17 protein-coding genes are annotated in these 15,727 nt (G+C 73.3%); 7 read left to right on the forward strand and 10 right to left on the reverse strand.

Annotated features, from left to right (window positions below):
- Positions 1-55: 55 nt before the first annotated feature.
- The 3 genes from ACFV8H_RS29950 to ACFV8H_RS29960 all read right to left on the reverse strand — a co-directional run bounded on the left by ACFV8H_RS29950 (position 56) and on the right by ACFV8H_RS29960 (position 2,301).
- Entirely contained in the window at positions 56-883 is an 828-nt protein-coding gene (locus ACFV8H_RS29950; protein ID WP_380406159.1) for a helix-turn-helix domain-containing protein, read from the reverse strand.
- A 96-nt stretch (positions 884-979) separates the two neighbouring features.
- Positions 980-1,462: a DUF2269 family protein gene (locus ACFV8H_RS29955; RefSeq protein ID WP_375887856.1), complete on the reverse strand. Its 483-nt coding sequence runs from the start codon at positions 1,460-1,462 to the stop codon at positions 980-982.
- 131 nt (positions 1,463-1,593) lie between these two features.
- Positions 1,594-2,301: a 4'-phosphopantetheinyl transferase family protein gene (locus ACFV8H_RS29960; RefSeq protein ID WP_380406162.1), complete on the reverse strand. Its 708-nt coding sequence runs from the start codon at positions 2,299-2,301 to the stop codon at positions 1,594-1,596.
- Between the two features lie 303 nt (positions 2,302-2,604).
- Between ACFV8H_RS29960 and ACFV8H_RS29965 the strand changes: the two genes are divergently transcribed.
- On the forward strand, positions 2,605-4,062 hold the full coding sequence (locus ACFV8H_RS29965) for a choice-of-anchor A family protein (RefSeq protein ID WP_380406165.1): 1,458 nt from the start codon (positions 2,605-2,607) through the stop codon (positions 4,060-4,062).
- A 96-nt stretch (positions 4,063-4,158) separates the two neighbouring features.
- On the opposite strand, the gene ACFV8H_RS29970 is transcribed toward ACFV8H_RS29965, so the two are convergent.
- Entirely contained in the window at positions 4,159-4,788 is a 630-nt protein-coding gene (locus tag ACFV8H_RS29970; RefSeq protein ID WP_380406168.1) for a TetR family transcriptional regulator, read from the reverse strand.
- A gap of 76 nt (positions 4,789-4,864) precedes the next feature.
- Between ACFV8H_RS29970 and ACFV8H_RS29975 the strand changes: the two genes are divergently transcribed.
- A complete protein-coding gene (locus ACFV8H_RS29975) occupies positions 4,865-5,824 on the forward strand; it encodes a hypothetical protein (RefSeq protein WP_380406170.1) in 960 nt (319 codons plus the stop codon).
- Here ACFV8H_RS29975 and ACFV8H_RS29980 read toward each other — a convergent pair.
- The 5 genes from ACFV8H_RS29980 to ACFV8H_RS30000 form a co-directional block, all read right to left on the reverse strand.
- Positions 5,809-6,312, reverse strand: a complete 504-nt coding sequence (locus tag ACFV8H_RS29980; protein WP_380406172.1) for a hypothetical protein — start codon at positions 6,310-6,312, stop codon at positions 5,809-5,811. The genes ACFV8H_RS29975 and ACFV8H_RS29980 overlap by 16 nt on opposite strands.
- 128 nt (positions 6,313-6,440) lie before the next feature.
- Positions 6,441-7,205 carry a glucose 1-dehydrogenase gene (locus tag ACFV8H_RS29985; RefSeq protein ID WP_380406175.1) on the reverse strand — a complete coding sequence of 255 codons (765 nt, stop codon included), beginning with the start codon at positions 7,203-7,205 and terminating at the stop codon, positions 6,441-6,443.
- The gene (locus ACFV8H_RS29990; RefSeq protein ID WP_380406177.1) at positions 7,202-7,837 is read right to left on the reverse strand and encodes a TetR/AcrR family transcriptional regulator; all 636 of its coding nucleotides are present in this window, start codon (positions 7,835-7,837) and stop codon (positions 7,202-7,204) included. The genes ACFV8H_RS29985 and ACFV8H_RS29990 overlap by 4 nt, the downstream gene beginning before the upstream one ends.
- Positions 7,838-7,903: 66 nt before the next feature.
- Entirely contained in the window at positions 7,904-9,130 is a 1,227-nt protein-coding gene (gene kynU, locus ACFV8H_RS29995; protein WP_380406180.1) for a kynureninase, read from the reverse strand.
- A 29-nt stretch (positions 9,131-9,159) separates the two neighbouring features.
- Positions 9,160-9,990 carry a tryptophan 2,3-dioxygenase gene (locus tag ACFV8H_RS30000; RefSeq protein WP_375887877.1) on the reverse strand — a complete coding sequence of 277 codons (831 nt, stop codon included), beginning with the start codon at positions 9,988-9,990 and terminating at the stop codon, positions 9,160-9,162.
- Between the two features lie 231 nt (positions 9,991-10,221).
- Between ACFV8H_RS30000 and ACFV8H_RS30005 the strand changes: the two genes are divergently transcribed.
- Together ACFV8H_RS30005 and ACFV8H_RS30010 are read left to right on the forward strand one after the other, a co-directional pair.
- Positions 10,222-10,656 carry an Lrp/AsnC family transcriptional regulator gene (locus tag ACFV8H_RS30005; protein ID WP_380406183.1) on the forward strand — a complete coding sequence of 145 codons (435 nt, stop codon included), beginning with the start codon at positions 10,222-10,224 and terminating at the stop codon, positions 10,654-10,656.
- Positions 10,657-10,774: 118 nt separating this feature from the next.
- A complete protein-coding gene (locus ACFV8H_RS30010) occupies positions 10,775-11,314 on the forward strand; it encodes an NADPH-dependent FMN reductase (protein WP_380406186.1) in 540 nt (179 codons plus the stop codon).
- 46 nt (positions 11,315-11,360) lie between these two features.
- Here the strand turns inward: ACFV8H_RS30010 and ACFV8H_RS30015 are convergent, their stop codons facing one another.
- Positions 11,361-11,993, reverse strand: coding sequence for a MarC family protein (locus ACFV8H_RS30015; RefSeq protein WP_380406189.1), 633 nt, complete (start codon positions 11,991-11,993; stop codon positions 11,361-11,363).
- 124 nt (positions 11,994-12,117) lie between these two features.
- On the opposite strand from ACFV8H_RS30015, the gene ACFV8H_RS30020 reads away from it, so the two are divergent.
- The 3 genes from ACFV8H_RS30020 to ACFV8H_RS30030 all read left to right on the forward strand — a co-directional run bounded on the left by ACFV8H_RS30020 (position 12,118) and on the right by ACFV8H_RS30030 (position 15,649).
- The gene (locus tag ACFV8H_RS30020; RefSeq protein ID WP_380406192.1) at positions 12,118-12,678 is read left to right on the forward strand and encodes a DoxX family protein; all 561 of its coding nucleotides are present in this window, start codon (positions 12,118-12,120) and stop codon (positions 12,676-12,678) included.
- Positions 12,679-12,881: 203 nt separating this feature from the next.
- Positions 12,882-13,496: an FxLYD domain-containing protein gene (locus ACFV8H_RS30025; RefSeq protein ID WP_380406195.1), complete on the forward strand. Its 615-nt coding sequence runs from the start codon at positions 12,882-12,884 to the stop codon at positions 13,494-13,496.
- A gap of 323 nt (positions 13,497-13,819) precedes the next feature.
- A complete protein-coding gene (locus tag ACFV8H_RS30030) occupies positions 13,820-15,649 on the forward strand; it encodes a glycosyl hydrolase family 18 protein (RefSeq protein ID WP_380406198.1) in 1,830 nt (609 codons plus the stop codon).
- Positions 15,650-15,727 lie beyond the last annotated feature (78 nt).

The raw sequence follows: 15,727 nt of genomic DNA on the forward strand, positions 1-15,727 counted from the left end.
GACCCACCGGGCCGGGCCGCCGTTCCGGACCACCATTCCGGGCCGCCGGTCCGGGCTACCGGTCCGGGCCGACCACGGACTGCAGGTGCTGCACGGTCTCCCGATCGGCGGGCAGGAAGGTCTCCAGGGCGAGTTCGGAGACGGTCACGTCCAGTGGTGTGTTGAAGGTGGTGACAGTCGACAGGAAGGAGAGCACCCGCCCGTCGTGCCGGACCCGCAGCGGCAGCGCGAAGGGGTTCCGCTCCTCGGCGGCTTCCGGGGTCGGCTCCTCCTCCGGTTCGGGGTAGCCGAGGACCTCCTGGTACAGCTGCCGCAGTGGTTCCGCGTGGATCCCCGGCTCCAGCCGCTCCTCCAGCCGGGAGAGCAGGTGCCGCCGCCACTGCCGGAAGTTGACGATGTGCCGTGCCAGCCCGTCCGGGTGCAGGGCGACCCGGACGGCGTTGAACGGCGGCCGGAGCAGCTCCGGGGCGACGCCGTCCAGCAGCAGGGTGAGCGAGCGGTTGGCCGCCAGCACCCGGAAGGTGCCGTCGACGACCACGGCCGGGTACGGGTCGTGCGCGGCGAGCAGTCGTTCGACGCCGCCGCGCAGCGCGTCCATGGACGGGGCGTCCAGCGGTGTCTCGGGGTAGTGCGGGGCGTAACCCGCCGCCAGCAGCAGGGAGTTGCGTTCGCGCACCGGGACGTCCAGGTGTTCGGCCAGGCGCAGCAGCAGCTCCCGGCTCGGCCGGGCGCGGCCGTTCTCGACGAAGCTGAGGTGTCGGGCCGAGGAGTTCGCCCGCAGGGCCAGCTGGAGTTGGCTGAGTTGCCGTCGCTCCCGCCAGCCGCGCAGCAGCGGTCCGACGCCGGTCCCTGTCGGGCCGCCCATGCCCGCCATGATCGTCATGGGCAAGGACGGTACTCGAACCGACCCCGTCCGCGGGAGGGGGCCGGGAGGCCGGGTGCCGCGTGTACGGGTATCAGGAGGTCGGGTGCCGGAGGTTCAGGCGCCGGTGGTCGAGCCGGGGCGGATCACCATCAGCACCACGACCACCGCCCACAGCAGGTTGAACACCCCGGCGGTCATCGGCAGCAGCCGCAGGCCGCTGACGGCCTTGGTGCGCTGCTCGTCCGCCGGGTCGAGGCCGAGCGCGTCCACGGCGGCCTGCTGGCCGGGCAGCACGAAGAGCAGCAGGGAGAGCGCGGCGACCGCGGTGAGCACCATGGAGGCGATCAGCCAGGACTGGCCGAGCACGTCCATCACCTGGGCCACGCCGATGCCCAGCAGCGGCACCGCGACGCCGAGCAGTGCGTAGACCTGGGTGATCCGGTGCAGGACGCGCAGCACGCCCGCGTCCGAGGCCTGGTCCGGGCCGCCGGCCAGGGCGGCCTTCGCCCGGCGCGGGAACATGCTGACGGCCACCGCGACCGGGCCTATGAACAGGACCGACGCGAGGACGTGCAGGCTCAGCAGGAACTTGGCCATGGCGGGGCACCCTTTGATCCGGTGGGCAGCGGGGGGACGGCGGGCGTGCGCGCTCGGCGTGCCCACGACCAGGCACGCTAACACCGCTTATCCACCGGCCCCGCGCTCGGGTGCCCGGCCCGGTGCCCCGCTCAGCCCGCCGGGACCAGCTCCACGATCCGCGGCGGGGCGGTGCTGACGGCCGCGACGGCGGTGCCCTGCCCGGGGTCGGTCCAGTCGAGCAGGTGGAGGTCCTCGAAGCGGCTGTGCAGCGGGGCGCCGGGCGGGACGTCCAGCGGCAGGGCGGAGAGGTCGACCTGCCCGAGGGTGTCCAGGGTGACCCGCCCGATCTTGATCAGCGACTCCTTGCGCACCCACTGCCGCAGGAACGCCCGGTCCGGCTCCGGGGCCGCCTCGACCAGGGCCAGCTCGGCGGGGGTGAGCACCCGGCGGGCCACGGCGCGCAGCGAGCCGCCCCGGCCGGCCAGCTCGACGTCCACGCCGATCGGGCGACGGCCCGCGCCGGCCGCGACCACGCCGCGGGTGTGCGACAGGCTGACCTCCACCCCGGGGTGGTCGGGCAGGTAGGGCTTGCCGTGGTCGGCGAGGCCGCAGTCCGGGCACTCCTGGGCGAGCACCAGCCCGGCGACCGGGACGCCGAGCAGTCGGGCGGCGCAGAGCCGGACCAGCACGTGCCCGGCGACGAAGTCGGTCCGCCCGGACTCCTGCCGGAAGCGCGCGGCGCGGGCCCGCTCGATCTCGGTGAGCAGGTGCTCGCCCGCTTCGGGGTGCCGCAGTACGGCGTCGGCGGACGCGACGGCGACGAGCGGCGCGTCCTGCTCCTGGGCCTCGGTGGTCATGCCCTCCAACCTAGTCCGCCCAGCCGTCGGGCGGGGAGCCGGACCCCGGGGGGAGCGGGCGGGACGGCGGTCCCGGCGGCGGGCGGGTCGGGCGGAGCGACGAGCCGTCCGCTGGGTGCTCGGATCCGATCTGAGGGTCTGCAGGGTGTGAATAGTCCGTTTTAGGATTGAATGTCTCAGATCTATGGGATCGTCAGGAGATATGAAGGAATCTGGCAGGTCGTCCGGACCTGCCCTTTTCTCTGCGCGGAGGAATTGTCGATGGGTCAGGCCACCGGTTCGCCGGATCACCGAGCGACCGCCGTGAGAAGAACACCCGCCACCGGCCGTCGCCGGGCCGTCCGGATCGCCGTGGCGACCGCCGTCGCCGCCGTGCCGATGGCCGCCGTGCTGACGGTCGGTTCGGCCGCCCCGCTCGCCCCGCCGCTGGGCGCCTGCTCCGGCCCCGGCTGCCCCGCCACCTGGCCGCCGCCGAACAACGGCGACTTCACCGGGCGGGACGCCACGATCAACGTCTTCACCGGCGGTGACTACACCGTCAACGGCCGTGCGGCCGAGGCCGAGGGCAAGATCGTCACGCTGGGGAACCTGACCGTCGACAAGAACGGCGGCGGCGTCTACAACATGGGCGTGGTGGGCGTCGGCTCGCGCGTCGTGCCGCCCGACGGCAGTGACTTCGTCACCACCGGCGGCAACGTCGACGTCAGGACCGGCAACTCGATCCTGATCGGCGGCAGCGACTCCCACGGCCCGGCCTTCGGCAACCTGCGCCACGCGGGCGGCGTCACCGGCACCGTCAGCATCGACCCCACCGGCCAGTCGATCCAGGACCCGAACGCCGCCGCGCCCTACCAGGACGTGCTGACCCAGATCGAGGAGGTCTCCGACTGCGTCGGACGGGCCACCGCGACCGGCACCGTCGACGTCTCCTCCAGCCAGGCCACCTTCACCGGTGACGGCGTCAGTATGAAGCAGGTCTTCAACGTCAGCCAGAACCTGGCCTCGCCGAGCGGCGGCCAGATCGGCCTGGTCTTCCAGAACATCCCGGCCGGGGCCACCGTCGTGGTGAACATGCTCGGAGACAGCCCGGTCATCAACACCTACACCGGCACCGGCCTGGCCGGCGACCAGACCACCGACCTGCGCTCCAAGCTGATGTACAACTTCCCGACCGCGACCTCGGCGCAGATCAACGGCAGCGCCCAGTTCCAGGGCTCGGTCATGGCCGGCAACCCGGGCGGCACCACGACCCTCGCCCAGCCGGGCATCAACGGCCGGGTCTACCTCGCGGGCAACCTGATCCACACCGGTACGGGCGGCTACGAGATCCACAGCTACCCCTTCGACGGGGACCTGCCGGACTGCCGGGTGACGCCGAGCCCGACGCCGACCTCCCCGTCCCCGACCTCTCCGTCCCCGACCTCGCCCTCCCCGACGTCGCCGTCCCCGACGTCGCCCAGCCCCACCTCGCCGAGCCCGACTTCCCCGTCGCCGACGTCCCCGAGTCCGACCTCGCCGCGTCCGACCCCGACCTCCCCGAGCGCGAGCACCACCTCGGCATCGGCAAGCTCGTCCACATCGAGCGCGGGCCCGGCCCCGACCAGCCACCACCCGAGCGGTCACCACCCCGATGGCAACGGCGAGTTGCCCTCGACCGGTGCGGGTAACGCGCCGGTGGTCTTCGGTCTGGCCGGTGTCGGCCTGCTCGGCCTGGGCGGCCTCGCTGTGCTGGCGGCCCGCCGCCGCGGCCGCCACAGCTAGCGCTCCGGCCAGTGCCCCTCGGGCCGCCCGCCCTCGTGGCCGGGCGGCCCGAGTCGTGTCAGTGCCCCAACTCGGCGCCCCAACTCGGCGCCCGGCTCAGCCCCCCGACGGGTATCCGGCGAGTCCGGAGGCGAGCAGCCCGAAGGCCCGGTCCACCGCCGCCGCGACCCGTACCCGCACCTCCTCGGCCGGCTCCCCGGCGACCATCGCCCGCCGCACCTCGCCGAGTGCCGCCCGGTGGGCCCCGGCGAGGGCGCCGGCCACCACCCGGGGGAGCGGGTCCGCCGGTCCGGCGTCCGACTCCTCGGCCAGGGCGGCGGCCAGGGCGGCCTCGGAGCGTTCGCCGAGTTCCAGCAGCCGGGCCCGCAGGGCCGGGCTGTCCGCGATGATCCGCCAGAACGCTGCCATCCGGGGGTCGAGCCCGATCGTCGGCTCCCCGTCGGCGAGGCCCGCCAGCAGGTCGGCCCGGACGGCGTCGACGGCCGAGCTGCCGGCGGGCCGGCGGCGGACCACTTCGGCGAGGTGGCCGACGACCTCGTCCTGCCGGTCGAAGAACAGGTCCTCCTTGGTCGGGAAGTAGTTGAACACCGTGTTGGGCGAGACCCCGGCGGCCCGGGCCACCTCGACGACGGTGACCCGGTCGAAGCCGTGTTCGGCGAACAGGCCCATGGCGGTGTCGGAGAGGAGCTCCCGGGTCTGCTGCTTCTTGAGTTCGCGAAGTCCCATGGCCGCATCGTAGCGCCAAATCATGGTGTCACTTAAAACTTGCAGTGACACCAAAAATATCGGCTACGGTGTCGCCATGACCTTCACCTTCGGCATCTACCCCGGTGGGCTGCTCGGCGACGAGGCAGGGCTGATCCCTCCCGTCCGCCCCGACGATCCCGCGGAGATCACCGCCGCCCTGCGCGAACTCCAGGGGGAAGCGGCCGAGTTGCTCGTGCGCGCCTACCGCCTGTACCCGGACGGCGCGCACACGCCGGAGCGGCCCGAGCGGTACGCCGTCGAGGGGCGGAAGCTCGACCTCGTGCTCCAGTTCCGCGAGCGCAGCGGGGAGTTGGCGGGCTGGCTGGACTTCGTCCGGCGGACCGTCCGGGCCGAAGGCCCCCGCCTCGCGCTCCTGCAGATCTGCGAGGAGCCCAACCTGGACCTGCCCGTCCTCGACGGCAGCACCCCGAACGTCCGCCGGGCGCTGGTCGAGGGTGTCGTCGCGGCCAAGGAGGAGGCGCTGGCCTGCGGTTACGACCACCTGGCGGTCGGTTTCAACGCGGTGCCGAGCTTCGACCCCGCCGACACCTTCTGGCCGGAGCTGGGCCGGCTCGCCGACGAGCGCTTCCACCGCGCCCTGGACTACGTCGGCCTGGACTTCTTCCCGGACGTCTTCCGTCCCGTCCCGGAGGGGCGGCTCGCGGACGCGGTGCGGGCGGTGCTCACCGGCTTCCGGAACGACGCGCTGCCCCGGGCCGGGATCGGGCCGGCCGTCCCGTTGCGGATCTGCGAGAACGGCTGGCCCACCGGTCCGGGGCGGAGCGAGGCCCGGCAGGCCGAGGTGGTGGAGCAGGTGGTCCGGGCGGTGGCCGGGCTGGCCGGTGAACTCGCCGTCCGGAGCTACTCGTTCTTCTCCCTCCGGGACGCCGACAGCGCCGGCCCGGGTCCGTTCCACCACTTCGGACTGCTTCGCGACGACTGGACGCGCAAGCCGGCCTTCGGCGTCTACCGCCAGTTGGTGGCCGAGTTGACGATCGGTCAGTCGATCGACTGAGCGAAGAACCGCTCCACCGTGCGGCGTTGGGAGGCGACGGTGTGCACCGGTTCGCCGACCACCCGGCCGGCCAGCACGATGGCCAGGTCGCCGACGTCCTCTCGCAGTACGCCGGCGGCCTGCGTCCGGTCGGCGGCGATCCGGGCGCGGCCCGTGGCGAGGAGCAGTTCGCGGTCGCGGACGCCCTCGGCGCGGGCCGCCGCGATCGCCGCCGTGCCGCGCTCGGTGTACTCCTGGCGGATCCGGGCCGCCTCGTGCCGGGCCTCGGTGATCTCGTGCAGCGCCGCGTCCCGGACCGCCTCGGCCTCGGCGCGGACGGCCTCCGCCCGTTCGGCGCGCCCCTCGGTCGCGTCCCACCGCTGGGCCCGCACCCGTTCGATGCGCGGGAGCAGGACGACACCGAGGGCGAACATGAGCAGGAAGAGCTGGGCCAGGCCGAGGACCAGCATGGAGGGATCCGGCTTGAGCGGGCCGAGTTCGATGTCCACGCCAACCTCCCCAGGGTGTGACGGATCGTCAAGGACGAGGTTTCCCCGGCGCGATGGCGGTCGAACTCCCGCTCGGGCATGAGCTGCGTCACGTCGCCTGGCGCGCGTGCCTCCGGTCCCGCTGCGGGCTACTGCCCCATGACGTACCTGACGGTCGGCCCGGTGGTCCAGCCGCCGTCCACCGCCAGCTCGGCGCCGGTGACGTAGGAGGAGTCGTCGGAGAGCAGGTAGACCACGGCGGTGGCGATCTCGGGCGCCTCGCCGACCCGGCCCATCGGGGTGTTGGGGTAGTTGCCCTCGCCGCGCCGGATGCCGACCGAGGCGGTCATCGGGGTGTAGGTCATGCCCGGGTGCACCGAGTTGACCCGGATCCGCTCGGCGCCGAGCTCCACCGCGCCGATCTTGCTGAGGCCGCGCACGCCCCACTTGGAGGCGCCGTAGCCGGCGGTGAGCGCCAGGCCCATCAGGCCGGCCGCCGAGGAGATGTTGACGATCGAGCCGCCGCCGGCCGCGCGCATCGCCGGGACGACGGTCTTCATCCCGATGAACACGCCGGTCAGGTTGATGTCCAGGACCTTGCGGAAGTGCTCGACGCTCTCGTCCGTGAGCAGTGAACCGGTGGAGATCCCGGCGTTGTTGACCAGGCCGTGCAGCGCGCCGAACTCCGCCACCGCGAAGTCCACCACGCGCTGCCAGTCCGCCTCGGAGGTCACGTCGTGCCGGACGAACCGGGCCCGCTCGCCGAGTTCGGCGGCGGTGGCCGCACCGTCCTCCGCCAGCACGTCGGTGATCACCACGTTGGCGCCGGCCGCGACGGCGAGCCGGGCGGCCTCGGCGCCGAGGCCGCGGGCGCCGCCGGTGATCAGGACGGTCCTGCCGGTGAGGTCGTTCATGACGTGCTCCTTCGGGGGGTGGGGGCGGAGAGCATGGCGGCGGACACCGTCACCAGGTCGGCGAGGAAGGTCTCCTCGTCCGTGAGGGGGGTGGACCCGGTGAGGTACTGCTGCGCCCGGTCGGCCAGGGCTGCGCCGACCAGGGTGAGGGCCAGGTCGATCCGTTCCAGCCGGATCGGCTCCGGGAGTGCGGCGATCCGCTCCTCGACCAGCTCGATCAGCCGCCAGTAGCCGCCGCCCGCGAGGGTGGGGTGCGGGGTCCGGGTGCGGACCCCGCTGCTGTGGCTGACCTGGGCGGAGATCCGCAGGCAGTACCGGCCCTGCTCGGTGCGCAGTTCGGTGGCCTCGGCCGCGACCAGCGCGTCGAGCAGTCCGGGCAGGTCCGCGTCCGCGAGTGCGGGCAGATGCGGCGCGAGGGCCCGCTCGGTGCGGTCCTGGCGGCCGGCCATGATCGCGTCGAGCAGGCCCTCGCGGGAGCCGAAGTGGTACTGCACGGCGGACGGGTTGCCCTGTCCGGCCAGCCGGGTGATGTCCCTGGTCAGGGCACCTTCCACGCCCCGGGTGGCGAAGAGCTCCTCCGCCGCCCGCAGCAGCCTGTCGCGGGTCTCGTGGCCCGCCGATGTCCTTGCCATGCGCACCAGATTAATACTGCGCATTATTAACGGCAAAGGACCCCCGCCGCCGGCCGCTTGCCCCGGTCAGGTCACCTCGCCCCGACGGGAGAACCGTTCCTCCCGCCACTCACCGCTCGCCAGCACCTCGGCCAGCTGCCGGGCCGCGTCCCACACCTCGGTGTACGAGAGGTACAGCGGCGTGAAGCCGAAGCGCATCAGGTCCGGTGCGCGGAAGTCCCCGATCACCCCGCGCGCGATCAGCGCCTGGACCACCGGGTACCCGTCCGGGTGCCGCAGCGCGACCTGGCTGCCCCGCCGGGCGTGCTCGCGCGGGGTCACCACCTCGATCCCGTTCAGGCCCTCCACCAGCGAGACGAACAGGTCGGTCAGCGCCAGGCTCTTGGCCCGTACGGCGGCCAGGTCGGCCCGCTCCCAGATGTCCAGGGAGACCTCCAGCGAGGCCTGGCCGAGCAGCGAGGGCGAGCTGGTCAGGAAGCGCCCGATGCCCGGCTTGGGGTCGTACCCGGGCTCGAAGGCGAACGGGCGGGCGTGCCCGAACCAGCCGCTCAGCGGCTGCCGCGGACCGGCCGCCAGGTGCCGCTCGGCGACGTACAGGAAGGCCGGCGAGCCGGGGCCGGAGTTCAGGTACTTGTAGGTGCAGCCGACCGCGAAGTCGGCGCCGGCGGCGCCGAGTTCGACCGGCAGCGCGCCGACGGAGTGGCAGACGTCCCAGATCATCAGGGCGCCCGCGGCCTGCACCCGGGCGGTGATCCCGGGCATGTCCAGCAGTTCGCCGGTGCGGTAGTCCACGTGCGAGAGCACCACCGCGGCGACGTCGCCGTCCAGGTGCCGGTCCAGCTCCTCGGGGCGGATCAGCACGCTGCGCCCGCCCTCGACCAGGCCGGTCACGCCCTCGGCGATGTACAGGTCGGTCGGGAAGGCCTCGACGTCGCCGAGCACCGTGCGCCGTCCCGGGCGCAGCTGGAGCGCGGCCGCGAGCACCTTGAACAGGTTCACCGAGGTGGTGTCGCAGACGACCACCTCCGCCGGATCGGCCCCGATCATCGGCGCGATCCGCCGTCCCAGCCGGTACGGCTGCTCGAACCAGCCGGCGTCGTTCCAGCTGCGGATCAGCTCCCGGCCCCACTCGCGCTCGACCACCCGGGCCACCCGCTCGGGCGTGCGCACCGGCAGCGCGCCCAGCGAGTTGCCGTCCAGGTAGATCACCCCGTCCGGCAGGGCGAACTCCTCGCGGAACGCCGCCAGCGGGTCGACGGCGTCCAGCGCCGCGCAGTCCTCGCGCGTGGTCATGCCCGTTCTCTCCTTCGCCACCGGCTCGGTCACAGCTCGTCCCGGATCGTCCACAGCTCCGGGAACACGTCCTGCTCGGCCGCCTTGCGCAGCCAGGTCAGTCCGCTGGAACCGCCCGAGCCGGGCTTGGCGCCCATGGTCCGCTTGACCGAGCTGAGGTGCCGCTGGCGCCAGCGGGTGACCCGCTCGGCGACGTCCAGCAGCGTCTCGGCGAGCGGCTGGAGGTCGGCGTACTCCGGCTCGGTGTAGACCCGGCGCCAGGCCGCGGCGACCTCCTCGGAGGGCCGGTAGCGCTGCTCCGGGACGGCCGCGGGCACCGCCAGGCCGCGGCGGGCCAGCAGGCCGAGCACCTCGTCGTACAGGCCGGGGGAGCGCAGCACCTCGGCCAGCTCGGCCCGGGTCTGCGGCATCCCCTCGTACATGTTCAGCAGCGCGGCGTTCTTGTTGCCGAGCAGGAACTCCAGGTGCAGGAAGGCCGAGGACTGGAAGCCGGAGGCCTCGCCGAACAGGGCGCGGAAGGAGTTGAACTCCTGCGGCGTCATGGTGGCCAGCAGGTCCCAGGACTCCACCAGCACGTCCTGGACGTGGGTGCCGCGGCGCAGCGCGGCCCGCGCGGCGGTCGGGTCGTCCTCGCGCAGCGCCTGCCGGGCGATCGTCCACTCGTGCCGCAGCAGGTCGAAGAGCAGCTCCATCACCTGGGTGGTGACGATGAAGGACAGCTCGGCCGGCTCCTTGCTGCGCGGGTGCTGGAGGCTGTGCAGCTCCTCCAGCCGCACGTACTGCGCGTACGGGGTGCCCCGACCCGGCCGGCCGTCCCCACCGAACGACAGGCTGGGTGTCTCCACCGTGTCGTGCCCCATCCCGATCCCTCCTGCTCCGTCCGGGCCGCGTCGCCCGGGTCCGGTGGAGCGGACGGACGTCCTGGTTCCACCGGGGTGCCCATTGTGCGGCGCCGCGGTCCCCCGCTTGAATGGCCGACGAGCACCGCAACAGGGCTTCGGGTTGTCGTTCGCGAGGCGTTCGGTCGATCTGCTTTACGAATGAAAAACCGCTGATCACACCCGCTGATCACCATCGCTCCGGGAGCCCCCATGGACGCCGTCGACCGCCGACTGCTGGCCGAACTCCAGGCCGACGCCAGACTCTCGTACAACGAACTCTCCCGCCGGGTGAGCCTGTCCGCACCCGCGGTGGCCGAACGGGTCCGCCGCCTGGAGGCGGACGGCGTGATCAGCGGCTACCACGCCCACGTGGACCCCACCCGGGCCGGGCTGCCGATCACCGCGCTGGTCCAGGTGCAGTGCTACGGCCCGCGCTGCGTGCTGCGCGACCCCGAGGTGGCGACCTGGCCGGAGGTGCTGCAACTGCACCGGGTCACCGGCGGGGCCTGCTGCGTACTGCTGGTCGCGGTCGCCACGATGGCCGGGTTCGAGGCGCTCTGCGACCGGCTCGGCGGGTACGGGCCGCCGGCCAGCTCGATGATCCTCTCCAGCCCGGTGCCCTGGCGGCCGCTGCTGCCGAGCTGACCGGCGCGAGCCCGCCTGCCCCGGCGCCGGCCCGTCCTCGGCGCCGGTTGGCCTTGGCGTCGGCCTGCCCTGACGCCGGTTGGCCTTGACGCGGACGTCAGGGAGTAGGTTCCTCGGCATGCCGAACGAGCGCCACATCCTGCTGCTGCCCGGGAGCCTGCGGGCCGGTTCCGCCAACGAGGCCGTGCTGCGCACCGCCGCCGCGGTGGCCGACGACCTGCCCGGCGTCCGGACCACGTACTACGCCGACCTGGCCGGGCTGCCGCACTTCAACCCGGACCACGACACCGACCCCCTGCCGGAGCCGGTGGCCGCGCTGCGGGCGGCGATCGAGGCGGCCGACGCGCTGCTCGTCTGCACCCCCGAGTACGCCGGGACGCTGCCCGGCTCGTTCAAGAACCTGCTGGACTGGACGGTCGGCGGGATCGAGATCTCGGACAAGCCCGCGGCCTGGATCAACTGCGCCGGGCCCGGCCGCGGCCAGGGCGCCGAGGCCACCCTGGGCACCGTCCTGGGCTACACCGGCGCGGCCGTGCTGGCGCAGGCCTGTGTGCGGATCCCGCTGGAGCGCGGCGCGGTCGGCCCGGACGGGCTGGTCGCCGACCCGCTGGTGCGCGGGCGGATCGGCGAGGTGCTGACCCTCCTGGCGGCCGGCTGAGCGCCCGCCCGGGGCTGCGGCTGAGCGCCCGTCCGGGGGCTGCGGCTCAGTGCCCGGCGGGCAGCGGCACCCCGAGCCCGGCCAGGCCCTCCAGGAAGAGCTCGACGCCGACCGCCGCGAGCAGCAGCCCGAGCAGCCGGGACGCCACCTCCAGTGAGGTGCTGTGGGTGCGCCGCATCAGCGGCGCGAGCACGGCCACGCAGAGGTAGTTGAGCACTGCGACGGCCACGTACGCCCCGGCGACGGCGGCCTTCCAGCCCCAGTTGTCCTGGTTGAGCGAGGCGACCAGGACGGCGGTGATCGCGAGCGGGCTGGCGATGTACGGCAGCAGCAGTTCGCGGATGCCGTCCGCGAGCGGGTTGCCCAGGTGCTCGTCGTCGTCGCCGTCCGCGCCGAGGTGGAGGCCGAAGACCAGCGCGACGGCGTAGACGAAGAAGATCGCCCCGCCGGCGAGCTGCAGCGACTGGTCGCTGATGTGGAAGAGCGTGGTCACCTCGTCCGCGCCGAAGCCGAGGACCAGGCCGATCAGCGCCGAGACGGCCGTGCTCCAGGCGGCCAGCCGCCGGAGCTCCCGGGTGCTGCGGTCCCCGGCCAGCCTGGCGAAGGTCAGCAGGGTCTTCGGCGGGCCGACCACGGCGAAGAAGGTGATGAAGGCGCTGCCCAGGTTGAAGACGAACATGGGCCCAGCATTCCTTGTCGGGGCCGGATTCGCCCGGATGGCGGCCCCGGGTCGAGCCGACGGGCGCTCTCGGGTGCCATGGAGGTACGGACGACCACTCCCCCGGCGGAAACGAGGATGCGACATGTGCCTGAACCGTAGGGACCTGGGCCTGCTGGCCCTGCGCAGCGCGGTCGGCGGGGTGCTGATCGCGCACGGGACCCAGAAGCTGTTCGGCTGGTTCGGCGGTGGCGGCCTGGAGGGCACCACCCAGGCGATGGACCACATGGGCTTCCACCCGGCCCGGGAGAGCGCCGTCGCGGCGGGCGTCGGCGAGGCGGGCGGTGGCGCGCTGCTGGTGGCCGGGCTGGCCACCCCGGCGGCCGGTGCGGTGGTGGCCGGGACGATGGCCGGGGCCGTGGCGGTGCACGCCCCGGCGGGCTTCTTCGCGATGTCCGGCGGCTACGAGTACCCGGCGTTCCTGGGCGGGACCGCCCTGGCGATGGGCCTGGCCGGCCCCGGGCGGTACTCGCTGGACCACCTGACCGGGCACGTCTTCGACCGGCCGTGGGTCGGCGCGCTGGCCTTCGTGGCGAGCGCGGCGGGCGCGTACGGGGTGGTGGCGCGCCGCCGGCACCTGGTGCGGCTGCGCGAGGAGCGGGCGGCGGTGGAGGCGGACGAGCAGGAGGGCTCCGGACTGTCCTGAGGTCAGGCCCTGTCCGGCCGATCCTGCCGGGCCCGCGACAAGATCGACCGGACAGGGCCCGGTCCCGGAAGGCCAGGGCCCGGTTCCGGAAGGCCGCGGCCTCACCCGGAGGCACCACCCCTGCTGGCGGGTGCGGCGGGCGGCTCGGAGGGTGGGCGGGAGGTGTGCCGGGCAGCCCGGCGCCGGAAGGAACGAGGACCCGCATGGACCGCCAGCCGCTCACCCGGGCCGCCTCCGGGCCGCGCCGCACCGCACCGCGCCCGACCGTACCGACGAACCGTCACCATCGGCTGGCCGCAGGGGTGTTGGCGGCCGCCGTGCTGGGTTCGGCGGTGCTGGCCGGCTGCTCCTCCGGCAAGAGCGCGCGCGGTGAGGCCTCCGCGGCGGCCGGGGAGGTGCAGAAGGCGGCCAGCGCCGCCGCCTCCGCCGCGTCGGCGCTGGCCTCGGCGGCCGGCGGCGTGGGCGGGCTGCTCGGCTCGGCGCAGGCCGAGGCCTCCGCGGCGGTCTCGGCGGCCTCCTCGGCGGTCGCCGGGATCAAGGGCGGGCTGGACGCCAAGGGGGACGTCTCGGTCGGCGCGGTGTCGACCGGTCCGGACGGCAGGCCGCAGGCGCAGCTGACCGTCACCAACCACGGCCAGGAGTCGTACCGGTACGTGGTCCAGGTGAACTTCACCGACGGGAGCGGCACGTTGCTGGACGCGACCGCGGTGACCGTCCAGGACGTGGCGGCGGGCCAGAGCGCCCAGGCCACCGCGCAGGCCAACCGGGAGCTCAGCGGCACGGTGAAGGCCGAGGTGGCGAACGCCGTCCGGTTCTGAGCACCGGGGCGCGGGGAGCCCGTTCCGGCTCCGGGCGCCGCCGTTCCGGGGCGGGTGCGGAACCTTAAGCGGGTCTCAAGGCCAACAGGACCCCTTGACGGGCGAGTTGGTCTAGTCCATTTTTATTCCCCAGGTGCAGGGAGCCCCTGAACCGGCGTCACCGGCCTCGTGCCGGGGGCGCCGGTTCGGCACATCCCGGTGTCCGTCATGGCCTGTCCGCTCGATTCCCACCCCTGATCTGTCATGTCCCGGTCGTCCGGCCCCACCCCGGACGCGCCACCCCACCGGGCGACGGAACCCCCACACCCAGGAGTCACGCACCCATGCTGCGCTCACGCATTGAAAGGGCCGGGACCCCGGCTCCGGACGGGCCCCGCCGGCGCCGCCCGAAGAGCCTGGCCGCCATCGCGGCCGGCACCACCGCCTCCCTGCTGCTCGGCGCCGGCCTCGCGCTGTCCGGCGGCGGCGCGGCCAACGCCGCGACCACCAACTCCACCGGCGCGACCGCCACCAGCGGCGGCATCAAGGTCGCCTACTACGACCAGTGGTCGGTGTACGCCAACGCGTACTACCCGAAGACGATCCAGGACACCGGCGTGGCCGGGAAGCTGGACTACCTGATCTACGACTTCGCCAACATCTCCCCGTCCGACCTGGGCTGTTTCGAGGCGACCAAGGCCGCCGACACCAACGACAACAACCCCAACGCCGGTGACGGCGCGGCCGACGCCTTCGCCGACTACCAGAAGAGCTTCGGCGCGGACATCTCGGTGGACGGCGTCGGCGACGTCTGGAACCAGCCGATCGCGGGCAACTTCAACCAGCTCAAGAAGCTCAAGGCGAAGAACCCCAACCTCAAGATCCTGCTGTCGATCGGCGGTTGGACCTACTCCAAGTACTTCTCGTCGGCGGCCGCCACGGACGCCTCGCGCAAGCACCTGGTCTCGTCCTGCCTCGACATGTTCATCAAGGGCAACCTCCCGTCCGACGCCGGCTACGGCGGCCCGGGCACGGGCAAGGGCGTCTTCGACGGCATCGACATCGACTGGGAGTACCCGGGCGGCGGCGGCCACACCGGCAACATCTCCAGCCCGGCCGACAAGCAGAACTTCACCCTGCTGCTGCAGGAGTTCCGCAACCAGCTGGACGCCCAGGGCAAGGCCGACAACAAGACCTACGCCCTCTCGGCGGCGGTCGGCGCCGGCCAGGACAAGATCATGAACGTCGAGACCGACAAGATCGGTCAGTACCTGACCTTCCTCGACGTCATGACCTATGACATGCACGGCGGCTGGGACCCCCAGGGCCCGACCAACCACCAGGCCCCGCTGTACTCCGGCCCGAACGACCCGTCGACCCCGGCCAAGCCGGGCAACGGCAAGTACTCGATCGACAACGCCATCAAGGCGTGGACGGTCGGCGACGCCCAGTACGGCATCCCCGGCGGCTTCCCGGCCAACAAGATCAACATGGGTGTGCCGTTCTACTACCGCGGCTGGACCGGCGTCCAGAACAACGGCAAGAACGGCCTCTTCCAGCCCGCCACCGCCCCGGCCACCGGCGCCGCGATGTCCGGCAACGTCCCGGGCATCCAGATGTACAAGGAGCTGGCCGGCTTCGTCGACAACCCGTCCAAGACCTTCTGGGACGACGACGCCAAGGCCGCCTACTTCTACGACGGCACCACCTTCTGGAGCGGTGAGAACGCCAAGTCCGTCCAGGCCAAGCTGGACTACGCGCACTGCAACGGCCTCGGCGGCTCCTTCGCCTTCTCGCTGTACGACCTGGGGACCAACACCAGCCTGTTCGACACGATGGTGAACGCCACCAACGGCTCCGCGGCCGGCTGCCCGGCCCCGCCGACCGGCACCCCGACGCCGACCCAGACCCCGACCGGCACGCCGACCGGGACCCCCACCGGCACCCCGACGGGCACCCCGACCGGCACGCCCACCGGGACCCCCACCGGCACCCCGACCACGCCGGCCACCTGCTCGGCCGCCCCGAGCTGGGACCCGAACGCCACCTACGCGGCCGGCGGCACCAAGGTCTCCTGGAAGGGCCACTACTACACCAACAAGTGGTGGACCAAGGGCGACGACCCGGCCCAGAGCGGCCAGTGGGGCGTCTGGACCGACAACGGTCCCTGCTGACCCGCTGACCTGCTGACCGCCCGGGGACCGACGGACCCCGCGGCACCTGAACGAGAACGGAGTCCGGCCCGCCGGGGG

It is taken from the genome of Kitasatospora sp. NPDC059827 (assembly GCF_042731675.1).
Taxonomy (GTDB): domain Bacteria; phylum Actinomycetota; class Actinomycetes; order Streptomycetales; family Streptomycetaceae; genus Kitasatospora.

Coding starts and splice junctions, on each gene's coding strand:
- ACFV8H_RS30000 (WP_375887877.1), bottom strand. CDS start 9,990: ATGGGGCACGACACGGTGGAGACACCCAGCCTGTCGTTCGGTGGGGAC.
- ACFV8H_RS30015 (WP_380406189.1), bottom strand. CDS start 11,993: ATGTTCGTCTTCAACCTGGGCAGCGCCTTCATCACCTTCTTCGCCGTG.
- ACFV8H_RS30025 (WP_380406195.1), top strand. CDS start 12,882: ATGGACCGCCAGCCGCTCACCCGGGCCGCCTCCGGGCCGCGCCGCACC.
- ACFV8H_RS29985 (WP_380406175.1), bottom strand. CDS start 7,205: ATGAACGACCTCACCGGCAGGACCGTCCTGATCACCGGCGGCGCCCGC.
- ACFV8H_RS29960 (WP_380406162.1), bottom strand. CDS start 2,301: ATGACCACCGAGGCCCAGGAGCAGGACGCGCCGCTCGTCGCCGTCGCG.
- ACFV8H_RS30020 (WP_380406192.1), top strand. CDS start 12,118: ATGTGCCTGAACCGTAGGGACCTGGGCCTGCTGGCCCTGCGCAGCGCG.
- ACFV8H_RS29990 (WP_380406177.1), bottom strand. CDS start 7,837: ATGGCAAGGACATCGGCGGGCCACGAGACCCGCGACAGGCTGCTGCGG.
- ACFV8H_RS29975 (WP_380406170.1), top strand. CDS start 4,865: ATGACCTTCACCTTCGGCATCTACCCCGGTGGGCTGCTCGGCGACGAG.
- ACFV8H_RS29950 (WP_380406159.1), bottom strand. CDS start 883: ATGACGATCATGGCGGGCATGGGCGGCCCGACAGGGACCGGCGTCGGA.
- kynU (WP_380406180.1), bottom strand. CDS start 9,130: ATGACCACGCGCGAGGACTGCGCGGCGCTGGACGCCGTCGACCCGCTG.
- ACFV8H_RS29955 (WP_375887856.1), bottom strand. CDS start 1,462: ATGGCCAAGTTCCTGCTGAGCCTGCACGTCCTCGCGTCGGTCCTGTTC.
- ACFV8H_RS30005 (WP_380406183.1), top strand. CDS start 10,222: ATGGACGCCGTCGACCGCCGACTGCTGGCCGAACTCCAGGCCGACGCC.
- ACFV8H_RS29970 (WP_380406168.1), bottom strand. CDS start 4,788: ATGGGACTTCGCGAACTCAAGAAGCAGCAGACCCGGGAGCTCCTCTCC.
- ACFV8H_RS30010 (WP_380406186.1), top strand. CDS start 10,775: ATGCCGAACGAGCGCCACATCCTGCTGCTGCCCGGGAGCCTGCGGGCC.
- ACFV8H_RS30030 (WP_380406198.1), top strand. CDS start 13,820: ATGCTGCGCTCACGCATTGAAAGGGCCGGGACCCCGGCTCCGGACGGG.